The sequence below is a fragment of the Natribaculum luteum genome (genome assembly GCF_023008545.1).
Classification (GTDB): Archaea; Halobacteriota; Halobacteria; order Halobacteriales; family Natrialbaceae; genus Natribaculum; species Natribaculum luteum.
Window position 1 is genome coordinate 1,505,402 of record NZ_CP095397.1, and the last position, 16,953, is coordinate 1,522,354.

21 protein-coding genes are annotated in these 16,953 nt (G+C 66.1%); 16 read left to right on the top strand and 5 right to left on the bottom strand.

The genetic code is table 11. The features are described 5' to 3' along the window. The first annotated feature begins 1 nt into the window (after position 1). Positions 2-157, top strand: a complete 156-nt coding sequence (locus MU558_RS23240) for a hypothetical protein (protein ID WP_322987041.1) — start codon at positions 2-4, stop codon at positions 155-157. Between the two features lie 3 nt (positions 158-160). On the opposite strand, the gene MU558_RS07740 is transcribed toward MU558_RS23240, so the two are convergent. Together MU558_RS07740 and MU558_RS07745 are read right to left on the bottom strand one after the other, a co-directional pair. Next, the gene (locus MU558_RS07740; RefSeq protein ID WP_246973777.1) at positions 161-661 is read right to left on the bottom strand and encodes a 2'-5' RNA ligase family protein; all 501 of its coding nucleotides are present in this window, start codon (positions 659-661) and stop codon (positions 161-163) included. A gap of 63 nt (positions 662-724) precedes the next feature. Further along, entirely contained in the window at positions 725-925 is a 201-nt protein-coding gene (locus MU558_RS07745; RefSeq protein ID WP_246973779.1) for a DUF7554 family protein, read from the bottom strand. A 202-nt stretch (positions 926-1,127) separates the two neighbouring features. On the opposite strand from MU558_RS07745, the gene MU558_RS07750 reads away from it, so the two are divergent. The 10 genes from MU558_RS07750 to argF all read left to right on the top strand — a co-directional run bounded on the left by MU558_RS07750 (position 1,128) and on the right by argF (position 11,719). Beyond that, on the top strand, positions 1,128-2,231 hold the full coding sequence (locus MU558_RS07750; RefSeq protein WP_246973782.1) for a helix-turn-helix transcriptional regulator: 1,104 nt from the start codon (positions 1,128-1,130) through the stop codon (positions 2,229-2,231). Between the two features lie 282 nt (positions 2,232-2,513). Next, positions 2,514-3,806: an argininosuccinate synthase gene (locus MU558_RS07755; RefSeq protein WP_246973785.1), complete on the top strand. Its 1,293-nt coding sequence runs from the start codon at positions 2,514-2,516 to the stop codon at positions 3,804-3,806. Positions 3,807-3,808: 2 nt separating this feature from the next. Then, the gene (argH, locus tag MU558_RS07760; protein WP_246973788.1) at positions 3,809-5,263 is read left to right on the top strand and encodes an argininosuccinate lyase; all 1,455 of its coding nucleotides are present in this window, start codon (positions 3,809-3,811) and stop codon (positions 5,261-5,263) included. A gap of 228 nt (positions 5,264-5,491) precedes the next feature. Further along, on the top strand, positions 5,492-5,656 hold the full coding sequence (lysW, locus tag MU558_RS07765) for a lysine biosynthesis protein LysW (protein WP_246973790.1): 165 nt from the start codon (positions 5,492-5,494) through the stop codon (positions 5,654-5,656). A 61-nt stretch (positions 5,657-5,717) separates the two neighbouring features. Further along, the gene (lysX, locus tag MU558_RS07770) at positions 5,718-6,590 is read left to right on the top strand and encodes a lysine biosynthesis protein LysX (RefSeq protein ID WP_246973792.1); all 873 of its coding nucleotides are present in this window, start codon (positions 5,718-5,720) and stop codon (positions 6,588-6,590) included. Then, positions 6,590-7,666: an N-acetyl-gamma-glutamyl-phosphate reductase gene (gene argC / locus MU558_RS07775; RefSeq protein ID WP_246973802.1), complete on the top strand. Its 1,077-nt coding sequence runs from the start codon at positions 6,590-6,592 to the stop codon at positions 7,664-7,666. The genes lysX and argC overlap by 1 nt, the downstream gene beginning before the upstream one ends. A 4-nt stretch (positions 7,667-7,670) precedes the next feature. After that, a complete protein-coding gene (locus MU558_RS07780; RefSeq protein WP_246973813.1) occupies positions 7,671-8,534 on the top strand; it encodes an acetylglutamate/acetylaminoadipate kinase in 864 nt (287 codons plus the stop codon). Continuing rightward, positions 8,531-9,688 (top strand): aspartate aminotransferase family protein, encoded by a 1,158-nt coding sequence (locus MU558_RS07785; RefSeq protein ID WP_246973822.1) that lies wholly within the window; start codon positions 8,531-8,533, stop codon positions 9,686-9,688. The genes MU558_RS07780 and MU558_RS07785 overlap by 4 nt, the downstream gene beginning before the upstream one ends. Next, the gene (locus MU558_RS07790; RefSeq protein ID WP_246973826.1) at positions 9,685-10,761 is read left to right on the top strand and encodes a [LysW]-lysine hydrolase; all 1,077 of its coding nucleotides are present in this window, start codon (positions 9,685-9,687) and stop codon (positions 10,759-10,761) included. The genes MU558_RS07785 and MU558_RS07790 overlap by 4 nt, the downstream gene beginning before the upstream one ends. Positions 10,762-10,783: 22 nt before the next feature. Next, on the top strand, positions 10,784-11,719 hold the full coding sequence (argF, locus tag MU558_RS07795; protein WP_246973828.1) for an ornithine carbamoyltransferase: 936 nt from the start codon (positions 10,784-10,786) through the stop codon (positions 11,717-11,719). Positions 11,720-11,747: 28 nt separating this feature from the next. Here argF and MU558_RS07800 read toward each other — a convergent pair whose 3' ends face one another. Next, the gene (locus MU558_RS07800; protein WP_246973829.1) at positions 11,748-12,218 is read right to left on the bottom strand and encodes a DUF1440 domain-containing protein; all 471 of its coding nucleotides are present in this window, start codon (positions 12,216-12,218) and stop codon (positions 11,748-11,750) included. Positions 12,219-12,336: 118 nt separating this feature from the next. On the opposite strand from MU558_RS07800, the gene MU558_RS07805 reads away from it, so the two are divergent. From MU558_RS07805 to MU558_RS07825, 5 genes are all read left to right on the top strand, one after another. Next, on the top strand, positions 12,337-12,588 hold the full coding sequence (locus MU558_RS07805) for a DUF8001 family protein (RefSeq protein ID WP_246973839.1): 252 nt from the start codon (positions 12,337-12,339) through the stop codon (positions 12,586-12,588). 58 nt (positions 12,589-12,646) lie between these two features. Next, positions 12,647-13,039, top strand: coding sequence for a helix-turn-helix domain-containing protein (locus MU558_RS07810; RefSeq protein WP_246973849.1), 393 nt, complete (start codon positions 12,647-12,649; stop codon positions 13,037-13,039). A gap of 47 nt (positions 13,040-13,086) precedes the next feature. After that, positions 13,087-14,361, top strand: a complete 1,275-nt coding sequence (gene thrC, locus MU558_RS07815; protein ID WP_246973860.1) for a threonine synthase — start codon at positions 13,087-13,089, stop codon at positions 14,359-14,361. Between the two features lie 125 nt (positions 14,362-14,486). Next, positions 14,487-14,831 (top strand): hypothetical protein, encoded by a 345-nt coding sequence (locus MU558_RS07820; RefSeq protein ID WP_246973863.1) that lies wholly within the window; start codon positions 14,487-14,489, stop codon positions 14,829-14,831. A 159-nt stretch (positions 14,832-14,990) separates the two neighbouring features. Beyond that, positions 14,991-15,872, top strand: a complete 882-nt coding sequence (locus tag MU558_RS07825) for a transcription initiation factor IIB (RefSeq protein WP_246973866.1) — start codon at positions 14,991-14,993, stop codon at positions 15,870-15,872. Here the strand turns inward: MU558_RS07825 and MU558_RS07830 are convergent. Further along, positions 15,847-16,539: a P-loop NTPase gene (locus MU558_RS07830; RefSeq protein WP_246973870.1), complete on the bottom strand. Its 693-nt coding sequence runs from the start codon at positions 16,537-16,539 to the stop codon at positions 15,847-15,849. The two genes, MU558_RS07825 and MU558_RS07830, sit on opposite strands and share 26 nt — an antisense overlap. Then, positions 16,536-16,901: a DUF7857 domain-containing protein gene (locus MU558_RS07835; protein ID WP_246973872.1), complete on the bottom strand. Its 366-nt coding sequence runs from the start codon at positions 16,899-16,901 to the stop codon at positions 16,536-16,538. The genes MU558_RS07830 and MU558_RS07835 overlap by 4 nt, the downstream gene beginning before the upstream one ends. Between the last annotated feature and the right edge of the window lie 52 nt (positions 16,902-16,953).

Genomic DNA, 16,953 nt, shown 5'->3' on the forward strand with positions numbered 1-16,953 from the left:
CGTGGCAGTCGTCTCGCCGAACGATTCGACGGCGAGACGGGACGGCCAGGAGCCGCTGAACGTCGCGCCGGTTCGACTGACCGGCGTCGGCTCGACTACGATCGAGTTGCTGGCTCGAGCGACGGTTCCCGTCGTCGTGTCGTTTCCCGAACCGTAATCGTCACGCCGGCAGCGACACCCGGCTCACTGGCAGCCGGTAGGAGCCATCGAAGAACTCGAGTTCGCTTACAGTCCACCTGATCGGCTCGATCTCCCGCTGGGCGAGCCGGCGGGCGTCCTCGAGGTCGCCGCCGCGGGCTAAGGTGACGTGGGGGACGTAGTCGGCCGCCTCGAGCCCGTCGACTTCGCCGAAGGCGTCGACGAGGTCGGCGTGGATCGCCTCGAGGCCGGGACTCTCGACGGCGAGGTAGACGACGGGCGCTTCCCCCAGCGGGGGATCGGCGAAGTAGTCGATGCCCGTCACCTGCGCCTCGACGGCGGGGGCACCCTCGAGCGCGCGGTGGGCGCGCTGCTGGAGCTGGGCGACGTGGTCGGCGTCGCCGAGGCGTTTGAGGAGAAACGAGTGGTCCTCGCGGACGGCGTCGAACCCCAGCAGCGACGGGTAGAGATCGGCTGCGAGTTCGCGAACGCGGCCGGGGACCGGAACGTTGACGCTGTACACGTACCAGAACGTACGCCAGGTTCGGGTATGAGTCTGGTGGTTCCAGCGTCTCGACCCGCCGATCTACAGTCGGTCGAGGAACCAGAGGACGATCAGGACGGCGATCGCGAGTGGTAAGACGAGGAAAAACGGTCCGAGCAGGCTCGCGATGGTGCTGATGATCTTGCCGACGATCTGGAGGACCAGCAGGATGGTGATGAGCGCGAGGACGATCCCCAGCAGCGTCCGGAGGTCGACCGCGAGTTCACCTCGACTGTCAGGCATACGATCATGTCGGTGCGATCGGTTCAAAAATTGATCGAAATGGGCTCTCGATCGCTCGAGCAGTTCGTGCGACCGAAACGAGCCGCGGATCGTCTCGATCCACCGATTTCAGTGAATGACAGAAAAATATATCAATATTCAAGTGATTGTTTGAACCATCAGTAGGAAAGAAATATCTGGCCAGGGATTTCATCAGTGAGTAATGGACCGGAGGGGGCTTCGGGTACTCATCTGTTGCATGATGGTGGTCGGCTGGGTCGTCGCGGGAATCCCGGTGGCCGGTGCCGACGGGGTTCCTGTCTCTTCGAGTGACACGTCGGTCGTCGCCGAACGAACCGGGACGTACGCTGCGGTTCAAGACGAGACCTCGCCCTCCGGATATGACGTGAAACAGATCACGATCGAACTCTCGGACAACGGTTCTGCGGCGTGGACCGTCGAGTACCAGTTCCGACTCGACGACGACAACGATACCGTCGACTGGGAGGAACTCCAGACGGACGTCGAACAGCGTCGAGGCGAGTACATCGAGACGGAGCGAGCGAGATGGGCCGGGATGGTCCAGGAGGGCGAAAACGCAACTGGCCGGGAGATGACGGTCTCGAACTTCTCGGTCGAGACGGACGCCCAGACGACGCCACACGAGTACGGCTACGTTCGATTTACGTTCGAGTGGGATTCGTTCTCCCTCGTCGAGGTCAACCGAATCGAGGCGGGCGACGCGCTCGTCGGCTTCAGCCTCGACGAACGGGGACAGCTGATCGTCTCCTGGCCGGAGTCGTACAACACTACAGCGATCGAACCCGAACCGGACGAGCGGCGCGATACGGCCGCCGTCTGGAACGGCCAGACGGAGTTTCTAGACGAGGAGCCCCGCATCGAGTTGATCGACACTGGTGGTCAACCAGTCCAGACGCCCGACGATCGGGATCGGGTCGTTCCGCTGTCGTGGCTCGCGATCGCCGGCATCGCCGTCCTCGCGGTCGTCGGCGTCGGCTGGTGGGTCGTCCGAGATCGGGAGCGAGAGCGCGCTTCCAGTCCGCAGATGGCGACCGACGGCCGATCGGCACCTGCCGACGGCCCGCCGCCGGAACTGCTGAGCAACGAGGAGCGAGTCCTGCGACTGCTCGAGGAGAACGGTGGACGGATCAAACAACAGGAGGTCGTCTCCGAACTCGACTGGACAGAGGCGAAGACGAGTCAGGTCGTGAGTGGACTCCGCGAGGAAGGGGAGGTCGACGTCTTCCGGATCGGTCGGGAGAACGTTCTGACGCTCCCCGAGGAGACCGAACAGACCGAGGAGTAATATTTGCCACCCCGACAGGTTTTAATAGGGTTCTCGCGCTATAGAGCACCAGATGCAGTACATCGCGTCTACCGGCATCGCCTCTTTCGGTAGCGACGCGACCGTCCTCTCGCGACGACGACGACCGGGCCGTTAGGCCCGAACTTATTTCACTTTCGACACTCACACCGTGCTTTCTTGCAGAGAATCCTCGATTCTCCGGTTAGCGTTCGCTCTGCAGGTATTTTACGAAATCTAAATCAGCAAATTTAAGGCCGTACGTCCGATTCAATCGAGTACGACATGACCCGCGTGGCACTTGCGTTCTCGGGTGGGCTGGACACGACTGTCTGTGTCCCCCTGCTCGAGGAGGAATACGGATACGACGACGTAATCGGCGTCACGGTCGACGTCGGACAGCCGGCAGAAGAGTTCGACGAAGCCGAAGAAACTGCCGAGGCACTGGGCCTCGAACACTACGTCGTCGACGCGCGAGAGGAATTCGCTCAGCTCTGTCTCGAGAGCGTTCGCGCGAACGCCACCTATCAGGGATATCCGCTCGGAACCGCGCTCGCACGTCCGGTGATCGCCGAGGCGATCCTCGAGGTCGCGGAGGAACACGACTGCGACGCGCTGGCTCACGGCTGTACTGGCAAGGGGAACGACCAGCTCCGCTTCGAGGCCGTCTGGCGCGACACCGATCTCGACGTCTACGCGCCCGTCCGCGAACTCGGGCTCACGCGCGAGTGGGAACAGGAGTACGCCGCCGAGAAAGACCTGCCCGTCGAGGGCGGCAGCGGCGGTGACTGGTCGATCGACACCAACATCTGGAGTCGCTCGATCGAGGGCGACGACCTGGAGGACCCGAGCTACGTCCCGCCGACTGATATCTACGAGTGGACCGACGAACCGACCGGCGAGACCGAGGAGATCGAGATCGCCTTCGAGAACGGCTATCCCGTCGCCGTCGACGTTCTCGGGAGCGAAGCTCCCGCGAGCCAATCAGAAGCGGACGCTTCTGATGACGGGAAGGAGATGGACCCCGTCTCGCTCGTCGAGCACCTGAACGAGGTCGCCGGCGCACACGGCGTCGGGCGCACCGACACGATGGAAGATCGCATGCTCGGGCTGAAGGTTCGCGAGAACTACGAGCACCCCGCGGCGACGACGCTGCTCAACGCCCACGAGGCGCTCGAGGGGCTCGTCCTCACCCAGGAGGAACGCCAGTTCAAACAGCAGATCGACAACCAGTGGTCCCAGAAGGCCTACGAGGGCCTGATCGACGCCCCGCTCGTGGACGCACTCGAGGGCTTCATCGACGAGACCCAGAAACGCGTCACCGGGACGGTGACGATCCGCTTCGAAGGCGGCCAGGCACGTCCGGTGGCCCGCGACAGCGAGTACGCGGCGTACTCGGCGGCCCACGCCTCCTTCGACACCGAGACCGTCGGCAAGATCAAACAGGAAGATGCCACGGGCGTCGCGAAGTACCACGGCTTCCAGCGTCGCCTCGCGAACAAGGCGATCGAGAAGATCGACGGCGACGAGACGGTCGAACTCGCCACCGACGGCGGTAACGACGCGGACGAGGAGTGACCATGGACGAGGAGGGATCGGACGAGGGCGTCGTTCGCCGCGACCGCTTCAGCGGCGGCCCCGCCAGGAGCTTCCTCTCCTCGCTCGCCGCCGACGAACGCATCTTCGAGGCCGATCTCGAGGTCGACCGCGCACACGCGGTGATGCTCGCAGAGTGTGGGATCGTCGACGACGAGACTGTCGGCGAGATCCTCACCGCCCTCGACGCGATCGAAGTCGAGGGTCACGCCGCGTTGCCCGACGGCGAGGACGTTCACGAGGCGATCGAGACCGCCGTCATCGAGCGCGTCGGTCCCGACGGCGGGAAGATGCACACCGCGCGCTCGCGCAACGACGAGGTGGCGACCTGCATCCGCTACCGGCTGCGCGAGGACGTCCTCGAGGCGCTCGAGACGACCCTCGGGCTGCGCGAGGCGCTCTGTGAGGTGGCGGCCGAGCACACCGAGACGGTGATGCCCGGCTACACCCACCTCCAGCCCGCCCAGCCCATCACGGTCGCCCACTGGACGCTCTCCTACGAGTCGGCCGTCCGCCGCGACACGGCGCGGCTGCTCGAGGCCTACGCACGGATCAACGAGTCGCCGCTGGGCGGGGCGGCCTTCGCGGGCACCACCTTCGACATCGACCGCGAACGGACGGCCGAGTTGCTCGGATTCGACTCGGTGATCGAGAACTCGATGGACGCCTCCTCGAGCCGGGACTTCCTGCTCGAGACGACCCAGGCGCTGTCGACGCTCGCGACGACCCTGTCGGGGCTCGCCGAGGACCTCGTCGTCTTCGCCAACCGCGGGTTCGTCGACCTCTCGGACGACTACGCCTCGACCTCGTCGATCATGCCCCAGAAGAAGAACCCGGACACACTCGAGTTGGTCCGGGCGATCGCGGGCGATGCGGCGGGTGCCGTCCAGGGGCTGACGACGACGCTCAAGGGACTGCCTCGCGCGTACAACCGCGACCTGCAGCGGGCGACGTCCCACGCCTGGGAGACGGTCGACGCCGTCCGCGAGGCGACCGAGGTCGCCGCCGGGACGGTCGCCACGGCCGACTGGCCCGAGGACGTCCTCGCCGACGCGGCCGGCGAAGGGTTCTCGACGGCGACCGGCGTCGCGGATCTGCTCGCGGCGAACGGACTGCCGTTTCGGACGGCCCACGAAGTGGTCGCCATCGCCGCAGAACGGGGCGCGGACTACGACGCCATCGCGGCCGCCGCCGAGGAAGTGCTCGGCGAGAGCCTCGAGACCTACGTCGATCCCGACGCCGTGGCGGCGGCGCTCGATCCGACCGAGAGCGTGGCGAGTCGCGACTCGCAGGGCGGTCCCGCTCCCGTGGCCGTCGAGACACAGCTCGAGGCGGCCCGCGACGCGCTCGCGGCCGACGAGGAGTCGCTCGAGGCGCTCGAGGCGTCACTCGAGACGGCCCACGAGACGCTCCGCGCGGAGGTGAACGGGTATGTCTGAGACCCCTGTTCTGGCTCCGTTCGAGGGGAAGCGCCGGACGCGACTGCGAGCACCCTCGCGAGTCTTCCCGCCGCCCTCGCGAGGGGACGAGTTACCTACTATATGATATACCGAACGAAAAAGCTCGTAAAAACGGCCTGAAACGCGCTTAGAGGCGGGTATCTTTTCTGTAAACTTCTCGGCAAGTCCGAAGGGTTTAAGGTAGACGATCACGGACGTTGGAGTACAATGACCGAATGTCCCGAGTGTGGGGCGGACGTGGCCCTGCACGACGACCTGGAAGTCGGAGAGATCGTCGATTGTACCACCTGCGGAGCAGAGCTGGAAGTCGTCGACGTCGAGCCGCCAGTCCTCGAGCGAGCGCCGGAGCTCGAAGAGGACTGGGGTGAGTGACCTTGCAGACGGTCGAAACGACGTCGCTCCCCGATCACCCTCGCCATAGGAGGTGGCTCACGTGAACGTCGGCGTACTCTACTCCCGGATCCGCAAAGACGAGAAACTCCTCCTCGAGGAGCTTCGCGAGCGCGGCCACGACGTCGAGAAGATCGACGTCCGGAAGGTGACGTTCGACCTGTCCGAGCCGCCGGCGGCCTTCGAGGACCTCGACGTGGCGGTCGATCGCTGTCTCGCGACGAGCCGCAGCCTGTACGCCACGCAGTTTTGTGAGGCCTACGGCGTGCCCGTCGTCAACAGCCACGAGACGGCCGAGATCTGTGCGGACAAGGTGAAAAACAGTCTCGCACTCGAGACCGCGGGCGTGCCCACGCCCGAGACGAAAGTGGCGTTCACGAAGGAGTCGGCGATGGAGGCGATCGAATCCTTTGGCTACCCCTGCGTGCTCAAACCCGTCGTGGGATCGTGGGGACGCCTGATGGCCAAGATCGACTCCCGCGACGCCGCCGAGGCGATCCTGGAGCACAAGGCGACGCTCGGCCACTACGAGCACAAGGTGTTCTACGTCCAGGAGTTCGTCGAGAAGCCCGGCCGCGACATCCGTGTGCTCGCCGTCGACGGCGAGCCGATCGCGGCGATGGCCCGCTCGTCGGACCACTGGCTCACGAACGCGGCGAAAGGTGCCGAGACCGAGCCGCTCGAACTCGACGACGAGGCCGAAGCACTCGTCGCGAAGGCGAGCGACGCCGTCGGCGGCGGCTTACTCGGCGTCGACCTCATGGAAACCGGCGACAGTTATACGGTCCACGAGGTCAACCACACCGTCGAGTTCAAGGCGCTCAACGACGCCGTCGACGTCGACGTCCCCGGAACCGTCGTCGACTGGCTCGAGGCGAAGGCGGCGGCCGAAGACGAACTCGAGGTGACCGCCTGATGGCGGTCGACACGGAGCACGAAACGGACGACGCCGCGGAGACCGTCACCGCGTCGGTCGTCGGCGCGAGCGGCTTCACCGGCGGCGAACTGCTTCGGCTGCTGGCCGGCCACCCCAACTTCGAGCTTGCCGAGGCGACGAGTCGCTCCTACGCCGGCAAGAGCGTCGGCTCGAAGCACCCGCCGCTTCGCGGGACCGACCTGCGATTTACGGAACCCGACGACCTCGAGTCCGTCGACGTCCTCTTCGCCGCGACGCCACACGGCGTCTCGATGGGGCAGATCGACGAGTTCTTCGACGTCGCCGACACCGTCGTCGACCTCTCGGCCGACTTTCGGCTCGACACCGAAGAACAGTACGACGAGTGGTACGACGGCCACGACGCGCCGGAGTACCTCGAGCGCGCGGAGTACGCTCTCCCCGAGATCAACCGGGAGAACCTCCCCGGTGCCGAGTTGATCGCCGGCGGCGGCTGTAACGCCACCGCGACGATCCTCGGGCTGTACCCGCTGGTCGAGGCCGGCATCGTCGACGGCGACCAGCAGATCGTCGTCGACGTGAAAGTCGGCTCCTCGGAGGGAGGCGCGGGCGGCGGCGAGGCCTCGAGCCACCCCGAGCGGTCGGGTGTCGTCCGGCCGTACGCGCCGACTGGCCACCGCCACGAGGCCGAGATCGAGCAGTTCCTCGACACTTCGGTCGCGTTCACGTGCCACGCAGTCGACATGGTCCGTGGCGCGAGCGCGACCAGCCATGTCTTCCCCTCGGGGCCGGTCTCGAAGGGCGACCTCTGGAAAGCGTACAGGGGAGCGTACGAGGACGAACCGTTCGTCCGCATGGCCGCCGGCGGCTCGGGCGTCTATCGCTACCCCGAGCCCAAGGCCGTCGCGGGCACGAACTACGCCGAGGTCGGCTTCGAACTCGACCCCTCGAACAAGCGCGTCGTGGTCTTCTCGGCCATCGACAACATGATGAAGGGATCGGCCGGGCAGGCGGTCCACGCCGCCAACGTCGCGCTCGGCTTCGAGGAGACGGCTGGACTCGACTTTGCGGGGCTGCACCCCGTGGGAGCACCCTGAAACGATGACAACCGTTGTCAAAATAGGTGGTGCGCGCGCGGTCGACCCCGCGGGTGCGCTTTCCGACGTCGCACAACTCGTCGAAGACGACGAGGACGTCGTCCTCACACACGGCGGCTCGACCGCCGTCGACGAGACTCTGGAAGAACTCGGCGAGGAACCGACCTACGTCGAGACGCCCGGCGGCGTCGTCGGGCGTTTCACCGACGAGCGCACGATGGACGTCTTCAAGATGGTCATGCCGGGTAAACTCAACACGGACCTGGTCGAAAGCCTCCAGAACGAGGGCGTAAACGCCGTCGGCCTCACCGGCACGGACGGCAAGCTCCTCTCTGGCAAACGCAAGTCGGCCGTCCGCGTCAAAGAAGACGGCAAGAAGAAGATCAAGCGCGGCGACCACTCGGGCAAGATCGAGTCCGTGAACGCCGACCTGCTCGAGACGCTGCTCGCCGGCGGCTACACCCCCGTCGTCTCCGTCCCGATGCTCGGAGAGGAGAAGTCGGGCGGCTACACCGCGGTCAACGCCGACGCCGACCGCGCCGCCGCGGCAATCGCGGGCGCACTCGAGGCCGACCTCGTCTTGCTGACGGACGTCTCGGGCGTCTACGAGGACCCCGACGACGAGTCGACCCGCATCGACGCCGCGGAGACGCCAGAGGAGTTCGAGGCCGTCGAGGACGCCGCCGAGGGGTTCATGACCAAGAAGGTCATGGCCGCCGAGGAGGCCCTCGAGGGCGGGGCCTCGTCGGTCGTCGTTGCGGATGCGAACAGCGAGGAACCGATCTCGAGCGCACTCGAGGGCGACGGCACGACCCTTGCACCCGGCGTGCTCGCGGACGACGAAGCGGAACCGGAGGCTGCACGATGAGCGACCTCGATTTCGTCTCCGGCAGCAAGCCGATCGGCATCGAGCGCGGCGAGGGACCGTACCTCTACAGCACGGACGGCACGGAGTACATCGACGCGGGCGCGAGTTTCGCCTGCACGCCGCTCGGACACAGCCACCCGGCGGTCGTCGAGGCCGTCCAGGAGCAGGTCGGTCAGTTGACGTTCGTCGACTCTTCGTTTCCCGTCCAGTCGCGCGAGGACGCCTACGCGGCGTTCGTCGCGTCGACGCCCGACGGCCTCGAGTCGGCCTGGTTCTGTAACTCCGGGACCGAGGCCAACGAGGCTGCACTGAAGTTCGCCCGCTCGGCGACCGGTAACTCGAAGATCGTCGCCGCGACCCGGAGCTTCCACGGCCGGACGATGGGTTCGCTCGCAGCGACCTGGAAGGACAAGTACAAGAAGCCGTTCGAACCCCTGGCCGGCGGCGTGGAGTTCGTCCCCTACGGCGACGGCGAGGAACTCGCGGCCGTCGTCGACGACGAGACGGCAGCCGTCATCCTGGAGCCGATCCAGGGCGAAGGCGGGATCAACGTCCCGCCCGCGGGCTACCTCGAGACCGCCCGCGAGGTCACCGACGAGGCCGGCGCAGCACTCGTCTTCGACGAGGTCCAGACCGGGATGGGCCGGACGGGGTCGATGTGGGCCTGCCAGAACGCAGGTGTCACACCCGATATCCTCACGACCGCAAAAGGCCTCGGCAACGGTCTACCGGTCGGCGGCGTCGCGGTTCGGGACTGGATCGCCGACGGCGCGGCCTCGCACAACTCTACGTTCAGCGGCGGCCCCGTCGTCACTGCGGCGGTCCACGCGACCATCTCGACGCTGGTCGAGGAAGGGTGGCCCGTCCACGCCGCCGCGATGGGCGACTATCTCATGACGGAACTCGAGGCCAGACTCGGTGACGAGGTCCGCGAGGTCCGCGGTGCGGGGCTGCTCGTCGGCATCGAGTTGAAACGCGGGGCCAACCGCGTCGCCCGTGACCTGGCGATCGACCACCAGGTGCTGGCGCTGCCGGCGGGACGGACCGTCCTGCGCCTGCTGCCGCCGCTGGTGACCGACGAGGACGAGGTGGATCAGCTCGTGGACGCGCTGGGCGCGGTCATCGCACCTGACGAACCCGAATCCGACACATGAGCGCGAACGCCGACGCCGAGGCGACGAGCGACGTCCCGACCGAGGAGGCCCGGGAGCTGCTCGTCGACCTCGTCTCGATTCCTTCGCCCTCCCGCGAGGAACGCGAGGCGGCCAAACGGCTCGTCGACTTCTTCGAGGCCCACGACCGCGAGGTCTGGATCGACGCGGTCGGCAACGTCCGCGCGCCAGCGGACGACGCCGTACTCCTCACCTCGCACATCGACACCGTCCCCGGAGACATCCCGGTCGAGGTCGAAGAGACGGGCGACGACGAGATCCTCTGGGGCCGTGGCAGCGTCGACGCGACGGGACCGCTCGCCGCGATGGCAGTCGCCGCGGTTCGCACGGGCGTCTCCTTCGTCGGCGTCGTCGGCGAGGAAGTCGACTCGAGAGGGTCACGCTACCTCGTCGACGACCGCGACGATGCGCCCGAGGCCGTCGTCAACGGCGAACCCTCCGGGGCAAACGGTATCACGCTGGGCTATCGCGGGTTGATCGCCGGGACCTACGTCGCGACCAGCGAGTCCGGGCACACCTCCCGGCCGGACCCGAACGCGATCCAGCACGCCGTCCGCTGGTGGTCGGCCGTCGAGGAACGCTTCGAGGGCGACGAGTACGAACCGATCTTCGAGCAGGTGACGACCAAGCCGGTCGACATCGAAGGCGGCGTCAGCGAGGACGGCCTCTCCGTCGAGGCGACGATGGACGTCCAGCTTCGCGTCCCGCCCGCCCTCGACGTCGAGTCCGTCCGCGAAGCCGCGGAGGCCGAACTCGAGGTCGGCACCGTCACCTGGAAGGACAAGGTTCCGCCGGTGATGATGAGCCCACGCACGGAGGTCGCACGGGCGTTTCGCGTCGCTATCCGCGAGGAAGACGCCGAACCGCGCCTGCTGCGAAAGACCGGGACGAGCGATATGAACATCTACGCCGGGGCGTGGGATTGCCCGATGGTGACCTACGGACCCGGGAACTCGGACCTCGATCACGCGCCCGACGAGCGGCTCCCGCTGTCGAAGTTCGACCAGTCGGTCGCGATCCTAGAGCACGTTTCACGAACGCTCAGCGAGGACTGACTACGATTTTACACGACACACAATGACGACAGATACGGACGATTCACAGCCGAGGCACTTCCTCGACGTCGACGATCTCTCAGCGGAGGAACTGTTCGCGGTTCTCGACAGGGCAGCGACGTACAAACGCGCCGTCGATACCGGCGAGGACCACGCCGAGTTACCCGGGAAGACGCTGGGAATGCTTTTCCAGAAGGCAAGTACCCGCACCCGGGTCTCCTTCGAAACGGGCATGACCCAGCTGGGCGGACACGCGATCTTCCTCGGGCAAGACGACATCCAGCTCGGCCGGGGCGAGCCGCTGAAAGACACCTCGCGGGCGCTCTCGCGGTACGTCGACGTCGTGATGGCGCGGGTGTTCAAACACGAGAACGTCGAGGTACTCGCGGAGTACGCCGACGTCCCCGTGGTCAACGGCCTCACCGACGACGCCCACCCGTGCCAGACGCTCGCAGACCTCCAGACGATTCGCGAACAGTTCGGCGGCTTCGAGGGCGTCTCCGCGACCTGGATCGGCGACGGCAACAACGTCGCCCAGTCGTTCGTCCTCGGCTGTGCGATGGCGGGCGTCGACCTCACCGTCGCTACTCCGGAGGAACACGCCGTCGACGAGGCGACCATAGAGCGCGCGGCCGAACTCGGGACCGCGCCGGAGACGACGACCGACCCCGTCGAGGCTGTCGCTGGAGCCGACGTCGTCTACACCGACGTCTGGGTCAGCATGGGCCAGGAGGACGAACGCGAAATCCGCCTTCAGCAGTTCGACGGCTTTCAGGTCAACGAGGAACTGCTCTCCCACGCCGCCGATCCCGTCGTGATGCACTGTCTACCCGCCCACCGCGGCGAGGAGATCACCGACGCTGTCCTAGAGAGCGACCGGTCGATCGTCTTCGACCAGGCCGAGAACCGACTCCACGCCCAGAAAGCACTGCTGGTCTCGCTTCTCGAGGGCTTTTGACGGCGTCCATCTTCGACGACCGGGTCGACTACCGGGAGAGCGCCACGTAGGCCACGCCGAGGACGAGCCCGTAGACCACGTGTCCCACGAGACTCTGCGTGCTGACGTTCGGCACCTCGGGAGCCATCCCGAAGCCGACCGCCGACAGCCAGATCGGCATGACGACGACGGCGAGGATCGCCCAGACGACGATGCCGTAGGCGACGCCGGCACCTGCCCCCGTCGCGAGGCCGACGTCTGGTTTCTTCGCCGCGACGAGCAACGCCGCGAAGACCACGCCGAGGATCGCCCCGTGGGAGACGTGGACGATCCACCCGGCGAGTCCGCCCTCGAGGCCGTACATCGCGGGGATCGCGCTTTCGATGACGGGAGTCATCTGCATCGTCATCATGACGCCGAAGACGATTCCGCCTGCGATCCCGCCGACGACGCCCGCCTGCCATGGGACGAGGTTCGTTCCAGTCTGTACACCAGTTCGTGTGGCGGTTTCTGAAGCCATACGAGATCGGTACGACGTGGGTGTGGGTAGCACTGTCTCGGTTGTGTCCGGTCGATCCACGACCGATCGCACTCGAGCGAGCAAAGCTTCTTGCCGCCGGCAGGTCCAGTATCAGCCGATGCCGGAACCACTTCGGATCGAGGCGGGAGAACTCGATGCAGACGCGATTCTCGAGGCGATCCACGAAGGACGGCGGGTCGTCATCACGACGACGACACTGGGTGCGGAACACGAGGTGACGCTCCGTCACGACGGCTCGACGTACTACTGTGACACGCCGACCCGTCTCCACCGCCACGAAAGCGAGAGCGAGATGCGAACGTGCATCCGAAACATGGGCTACGACAGCGAGCCGACCGACGGCGCGTGATCGAGGCCCGAGCTGCCGAGCCCGTGACGTTTTGATCGATGACTCCCTACAGTGAGATATGACAGACGGTCCCAGACATCGACTCGGCGAGTTACTGGAACAGCCCGACCCTCCGTTCGAGAACGTCCTGAGTTGTGTCTTCGGGATCGAAGACCACGAGACGCGGACCTACCTCACCCTGCTTGAGTATCCCGGCAGCACGATCGAGGAACTGGCGGACGTTCTCGAACGCGATCGGAGCACGATCAACCGGACGCTCTCGACGCTGTGTGACCGGGGACTGGCACGGCGCGACCGACGGCTCCTCGACGGTGGCGGCTATGTCTACCAGTACACGGCCGTCCCGCTCTCCGAGGCGAAGGCGTTGCTCCACGACGGCCTCGACGACTGGTCCGAGACGGTCCACGGCGTCATCGACGACTTCGACGGCGAGCGCCGAATCGACCGGTAACGCGCAAACCCACCCACTTTTCCCCTTCGACTGCCTCCGCCCGGATAATGAGTCTCAGCCTGTCTGTCGAACAGCCGGAGACGCCTGCCGAGGCGACCGACGGCGTCTGGCTCGAGTGTATCGAGTGTGGCGAGACGTTCGCACCGTTCGAGGACGTCCGCTACACCTGCGACGAGTGTGACGGCCTCCTCGAGGTCCGCTACGACGAACTGCCGACGTTCGACGACTTCGACGGCGAGGGCGTCTGGCGGTACGCCGACGCGCTTCCCTTCGAGTCGGGCGTCTCGATCCAGGAGGGATCGACGCCGCTGTACGAGGTGCCACGCCTCGAGGAGTCCGTCGGCGTCGAGACGCTGCGAATCAAACACGAGGGGATGAACCCCACCGGCTCGTTCAAAGACCGCGGGATGACCGTCGGCGTCGCCGTCGCACGCGAACTCGGCGTCGACCGCCTCGCCTGCGCGTCGACGGGGAACACGAGCGCCGCCCTCGCCGCCTACGGCACGCGAGCGGACATGGAGACGCTCGTCCTCCTGCCAGCGGGGAAGGTCGCCGCGGGCAAGGTCGCCCAGGCCAGTCTCCACGGCGCGCGCATCCTCGAGGTCGACGGCAACTTCGACGCCTGTCTCGACGTCGTCCAGGATCTCGCCAGTCGTGGGGAGGCCTATCTGCTGAACTCGCTGAACCCGTTCCGACTCGAGGGCCAGAAGACGATCGGTCTCGAGATCGTCGAGGCGTTCCAGGCCGACCACGGGACGTGGCCCGACAGGATCGTCCTCCCCGTCGGCAATGCGGGCAACACGTCAGCGCTGTACAAGGCGTTCCGGGAACTCGTCCAGGCGGGCGAACTCGCGGTCGACGAGGTACCCAAACTCACGGGCGTCCAGGCCGAGGGCGCAGCGCCGATGGTCGAGGCGATCGAGAACGACGCCGACGAGGTGCGCCGCTGGGAGGACGTCGAGACTCGCGCGACGGCGATCCGGATCGGCAACCCGGTGAACGCGCCGAAGGCCCTCCCCGGCATTCGCGAGACCGGCGGGACGGCGATCGCCGTCTCCGACGAGGAGATCACCGACGCCCAGCGTGCCCTCGCGGGCGAGGGGATCGGCGTCGAACCGGCTTCCGCTGCCTCGCTCGCCGGTCTCCGGAAACTCCGCGCCGAGGGCGTCGTCGACGACGACGAGCGCGTCGTCTGTCTCACCACTGGCCACCTGCTCAAAGACCCCGACGCGGCCGCCGCCGCCGGCAACGATCCCGAACCGGTCCCGGCTGACACGGACGGCGTCCTCGAGAGCTTAGCGAGCGAGGGCTCGTCGGAGTAGCTTCGACGGCGTCCTCGAGAGTCTAGCAAGCGAGTGAGCTACATCGGCTGTAAGACCGGCGTCAGACGCGTCTGACGCCCGACTGACTGACTCTTTTCCCCGTTCGTGTGGTACCCGTGTGTGCGATGTCCGTCGAGCATCGACCTCCCGACCACCCCGCAGATGAACCGCGAGTACGCACCCAACCCACAGACGACGATGGTCGTCCCCTCGATTCGACACCCGATCGTCGCCCCTGTCGATCGTCCGCCAGATCCTCGCTCGCCGATCGCATCGAACGTGCGCACCTCCGGGCACGAATCGACGCCCTCGAACGCTCACTGGTCGAGAGTGAACGCCGCCGACAGGCCGTCGTCGATCAGTACGAACTTGCGCTCGAGGCGTATGACGATCCCTCGGCGGAGACCGACGCGAGCGGCGACGGACTGACCGCTCGAGTCAGACGACTCTGTTCGACGCTTGGCCGCTAACGGCCCACACGGGCCCGTCTCAGAGTATTTTCCGCTCATCTCTCTGCTCACTGTCGTCCCGGAAGGTATCGCTCTCCGGTATGTTATTTTCTACACTCAACAGTAATATTTTAATAGAATTACAGATTTTAAGACAGATGAGGAAGGCAGCAATCACCAATGGTGGACACCAACGAAGACGTTGTCTGTCCGGAGTGCGGTGGTCGACTGCGGGAGACGTCGACAGAGACGATCTGTGAGGAGTGTGGCCTCGTCCTCGCGGAAGACGCGATCGATCACGGACCGGAGTGGCGGTCGTTCGACGATGACGACACCGACCGACGACGAACCGGTGCGCCGCTGACTCGCTCGCGCCACGACCGCGGGCTCTCGACCGAGATTGGCTACGGATCGCAGACCCGACTGACCGGTCGAAAACGCCGGCAAATCGCGAGGATGCGCCGGGAACACAACCGGGCTCGAATCTCGTCGAAAGCCGACTCGAACCAGGTGTACGGGTTCACCGAGATCGGTCGAATCGTCACCAGGCTCTCGTTGCCGATGGACACCAAAGATCAGGCCTGTACGCTGTTCAAATCCGCTCAATCGGAGGGACTGCTACAGGGGCGATCACTCGAGGGATTTGCCGCGGCTTCGATCTACGCGACGTGTCGGACGCTCTCGATCGCCCGGACGATCGACGAAATCGTCGACGTCGCTCGTGCCGACGAAGGCGAACTCAAAGCGGCGTACGACGCGCTCAACCGTGACCTCGGATTGCCAACCGGCCCGATCGATCCGACCGAATACCTCGCCCGATACGCGTCGAAGCTCGACCTCGACACGGCAGTCGAGCGGCGCGCTCGCGAATACGTCTCGAGGCTCCTCGAGGCAGGATTGATCAGTGGCCGGAATCCAAGCGGCGTCGCGGCGGCCTGTCTTTACGCCGCCGCCTGCGAACGCGACGGTGAACTCGTTACGCAGACGGACGTGGCGAACGTCGCCGGTGTCGCCGCCGTCACGATCCGATCGACCGTTACCGATCTCCGCAAGATCGCCTGACTCGCCGTTCTTCCCGCTCGAGCGTTCGGGCGAGCGAACTGATTCGATCGACGGCAACGCTCTCTGACGAGATTTCGTCGATCGGACGACCGATCGACTGTGCAGCTTGCACCGCGGGCTCTTTGGGGATCTCCGTCACTGGCACGCCGAGTGCGCGCTCGACAATCTCAACCTGTCGATCCGGATCAGAGATCCGGTTGAGGACGGCACCACCGACCGGCGTCTCGAGTTTGCGTGCGAGATGCCTCGTCTTGACGGCGTCGGCTAGTGCTGCGTCGTCGGATGTCGTCACCAGTATCGCGACGTCCGCACTGTGCAACTGGACGCCGACGTCGCTGGCCAGACCGGCTGGACCGTCGACGACGACGTGTTCGAACTCGCGAGCCACCGTCTCGACCACCTGGCCGAACGTGGTCAGGTCCGCTGCCCGAGCACCGGCGAGCGACCGGCCACACGGCAGCATCTCGACAGGACCGACCTGCTGGACCGCCTCGAGCGGTGCTGCGCGGCCCGCCAGCACGTCGTGGAGGTCCGGTCCGCGCCCGCGTGGAAGATCGGCCATCGCGAGGTCGCCGTCGACGACGACCGCCTCGAGCTGGTGGCCGAGATTCAACGCGATCGTCGACTTGCCGACGCCACCCTTTCCACCGGTTACGGCGACGATCATGCGCGCTCTGTAACCCTCCGTCGTGGCGTCCACTGCTCGAGCGTCGAGAGGATCGTCCGCGCGCAGATCCGGCGATTGCCGTCGGTCGCACGCTCGAGTTCAACGAGTTCGACGGGCGGATCGACGGCCGCTGCAGGACTCGCAAAGCCGATGCCGCGGCGTCTCCCCGCCTCGACCGTTCCGTCCCACGTTCGTCCCGTCCACTCGCGATTGACGATTCCGTTTCGTCGCGGTGGCCAGACCGGCCCGGAGAGCGTGCTCTCGAGTCGAATCCGCTGGGGCGTCGTTCGTTCGTTCCGGACGACCACGGTGACGAAGGTCACTCCGTGGCGCCGGTCGACCGTCGTCTCGAGTTCGACCATAGCCGTCTTCGCCGCGTTTCGGAACTTAAACCTCGGCACCGCCGCCACTGCA

Excerpts from the sequence above, each read along its gene's own strand:
- MU558_RS07745 (WP_246973779.1), bottom strand. The coding sequence starts at position 925 with ATGCCTGACAGTCGAGGTGAACTCGCGGTCGACCTCCGGACGCTGCTG.
- MU558_RS07750 (WP_246973782.1), top strand. The coding sequence starts at position 1,128 with ATGGACCGGAGGGGGCTTCGGGTACTCATCTGTTGCATGATGGTGGTC.
- MU558_RS07755 (WP_246973785.1), top strand. The coding sequence starts at position 2,514 with ATGACCCGCGTGGCACTTGCGTTCTCGGGTGGGCTGGACACGACTGTC.
- argH (WP_246973788.1), top strand. The coding sequence starts at position 3,809 with ATGGACGAGGAGGGATCGGACGAGGGCGTCGTTCGCCGCGACCGCTTC.
- lysW (WP_246973790.1), top strand. The coding sequence starts at position 5,492 with ATGACCGAATGTCCCGAGTGTGGGGCGGACGTGGCCCTGCACGACGAC.
- argC (WP_246973802.1), top strand. The coding sequence starts at position 6,590 with ATGGCGGTCGACACGGAGCACGAAACGGACGACGCCGCGGAGACCGTC.
- MU558_RS07780 (WP_246973813.1), top strand. The coding sequence starts at position 7,671 with ATGACAACCGTTGTCAAAATAGGTGGTGCGCGCGCGGTCGACCCCGCG.
- MU558_RS07785 (WP_246973822.1), top strand. The coding sequence starts at position 8,531 with ATGAGCGACCTCGATTTCGTCTCCGGCAGCAAGCCGATCGGCATCGAG.
- MU558_RS07790 (WP_246973826.1), top strand. The coding sequence starts at position 9,685 with ATGAGCGCGAACGCCGACGCCGAGGCGACGAGCGACGTCCCGACCGAG.
- argF (WP_246973828.1), top strand. The coding sequence starts at position 10,784 with ATGACGACAGATACGGACGATTCACAGCCGAGGCACTTCCTCGACGTC.
- MU558_RS07800 (WP_246973829.1), bottom strand. The coding sequence starts at position 12,218 with ATGGCTTCAGAAACCGCCACACGAACTGGTGTACAGACTGGAACGAAC.
- MU558_RS07805 (WP_246973839.1), top strand. The coding sequence starts at position 12,337 with ATGCCGGAACCACTTCGGATCGAGGCGGGAGAACTCGATGCAGACGCG.
- MU558_RS07810 (WP_246973849.1), top strand. The coding sequence starts at position 12,647 with ATGACAGACGGTCCCAGACATCGACTCGGCGAGTTACTGGAACAGCCC.
- thrC (WP_246973860.1), top strand. The coding sequence starts at position 13,087 with ATGAGTCTCAGCCTGTCTGTCGAACAGCCGGAGACGCCTGCCGAGGCG.
- MU558_RS07820 (WP_246973863.1), top strand. The coding sequence starts at position 14,487 with ATGTCCGTCGAGCATCGACCTCCCGACCACCCCGCAGATGAACCGCGA.
- MU558_RS07825 (WP_246973866.1), top strand. The coding sequence starts at position 14,991 with ATGGTGGACACCAACGAAGACGTTGTCTGTCCGGAGTGCGGTGGTCGA.
- MU558_RS07830 (WP_246973870.1), bottom strand. The coding sequence starts at position 16,539 with ATGATCGTCGCCGTAACCGGTGGAAAGGGTGGCGTCGGCAAGTCGACG.
- MU558_RS07835 (WP_246973872.1), bottom strand. The coding sequence starts at position 16,901 with ATGGTCGAACTCGAGACGACGGTCGACCGGCGCCACGGAGTGACCTTC.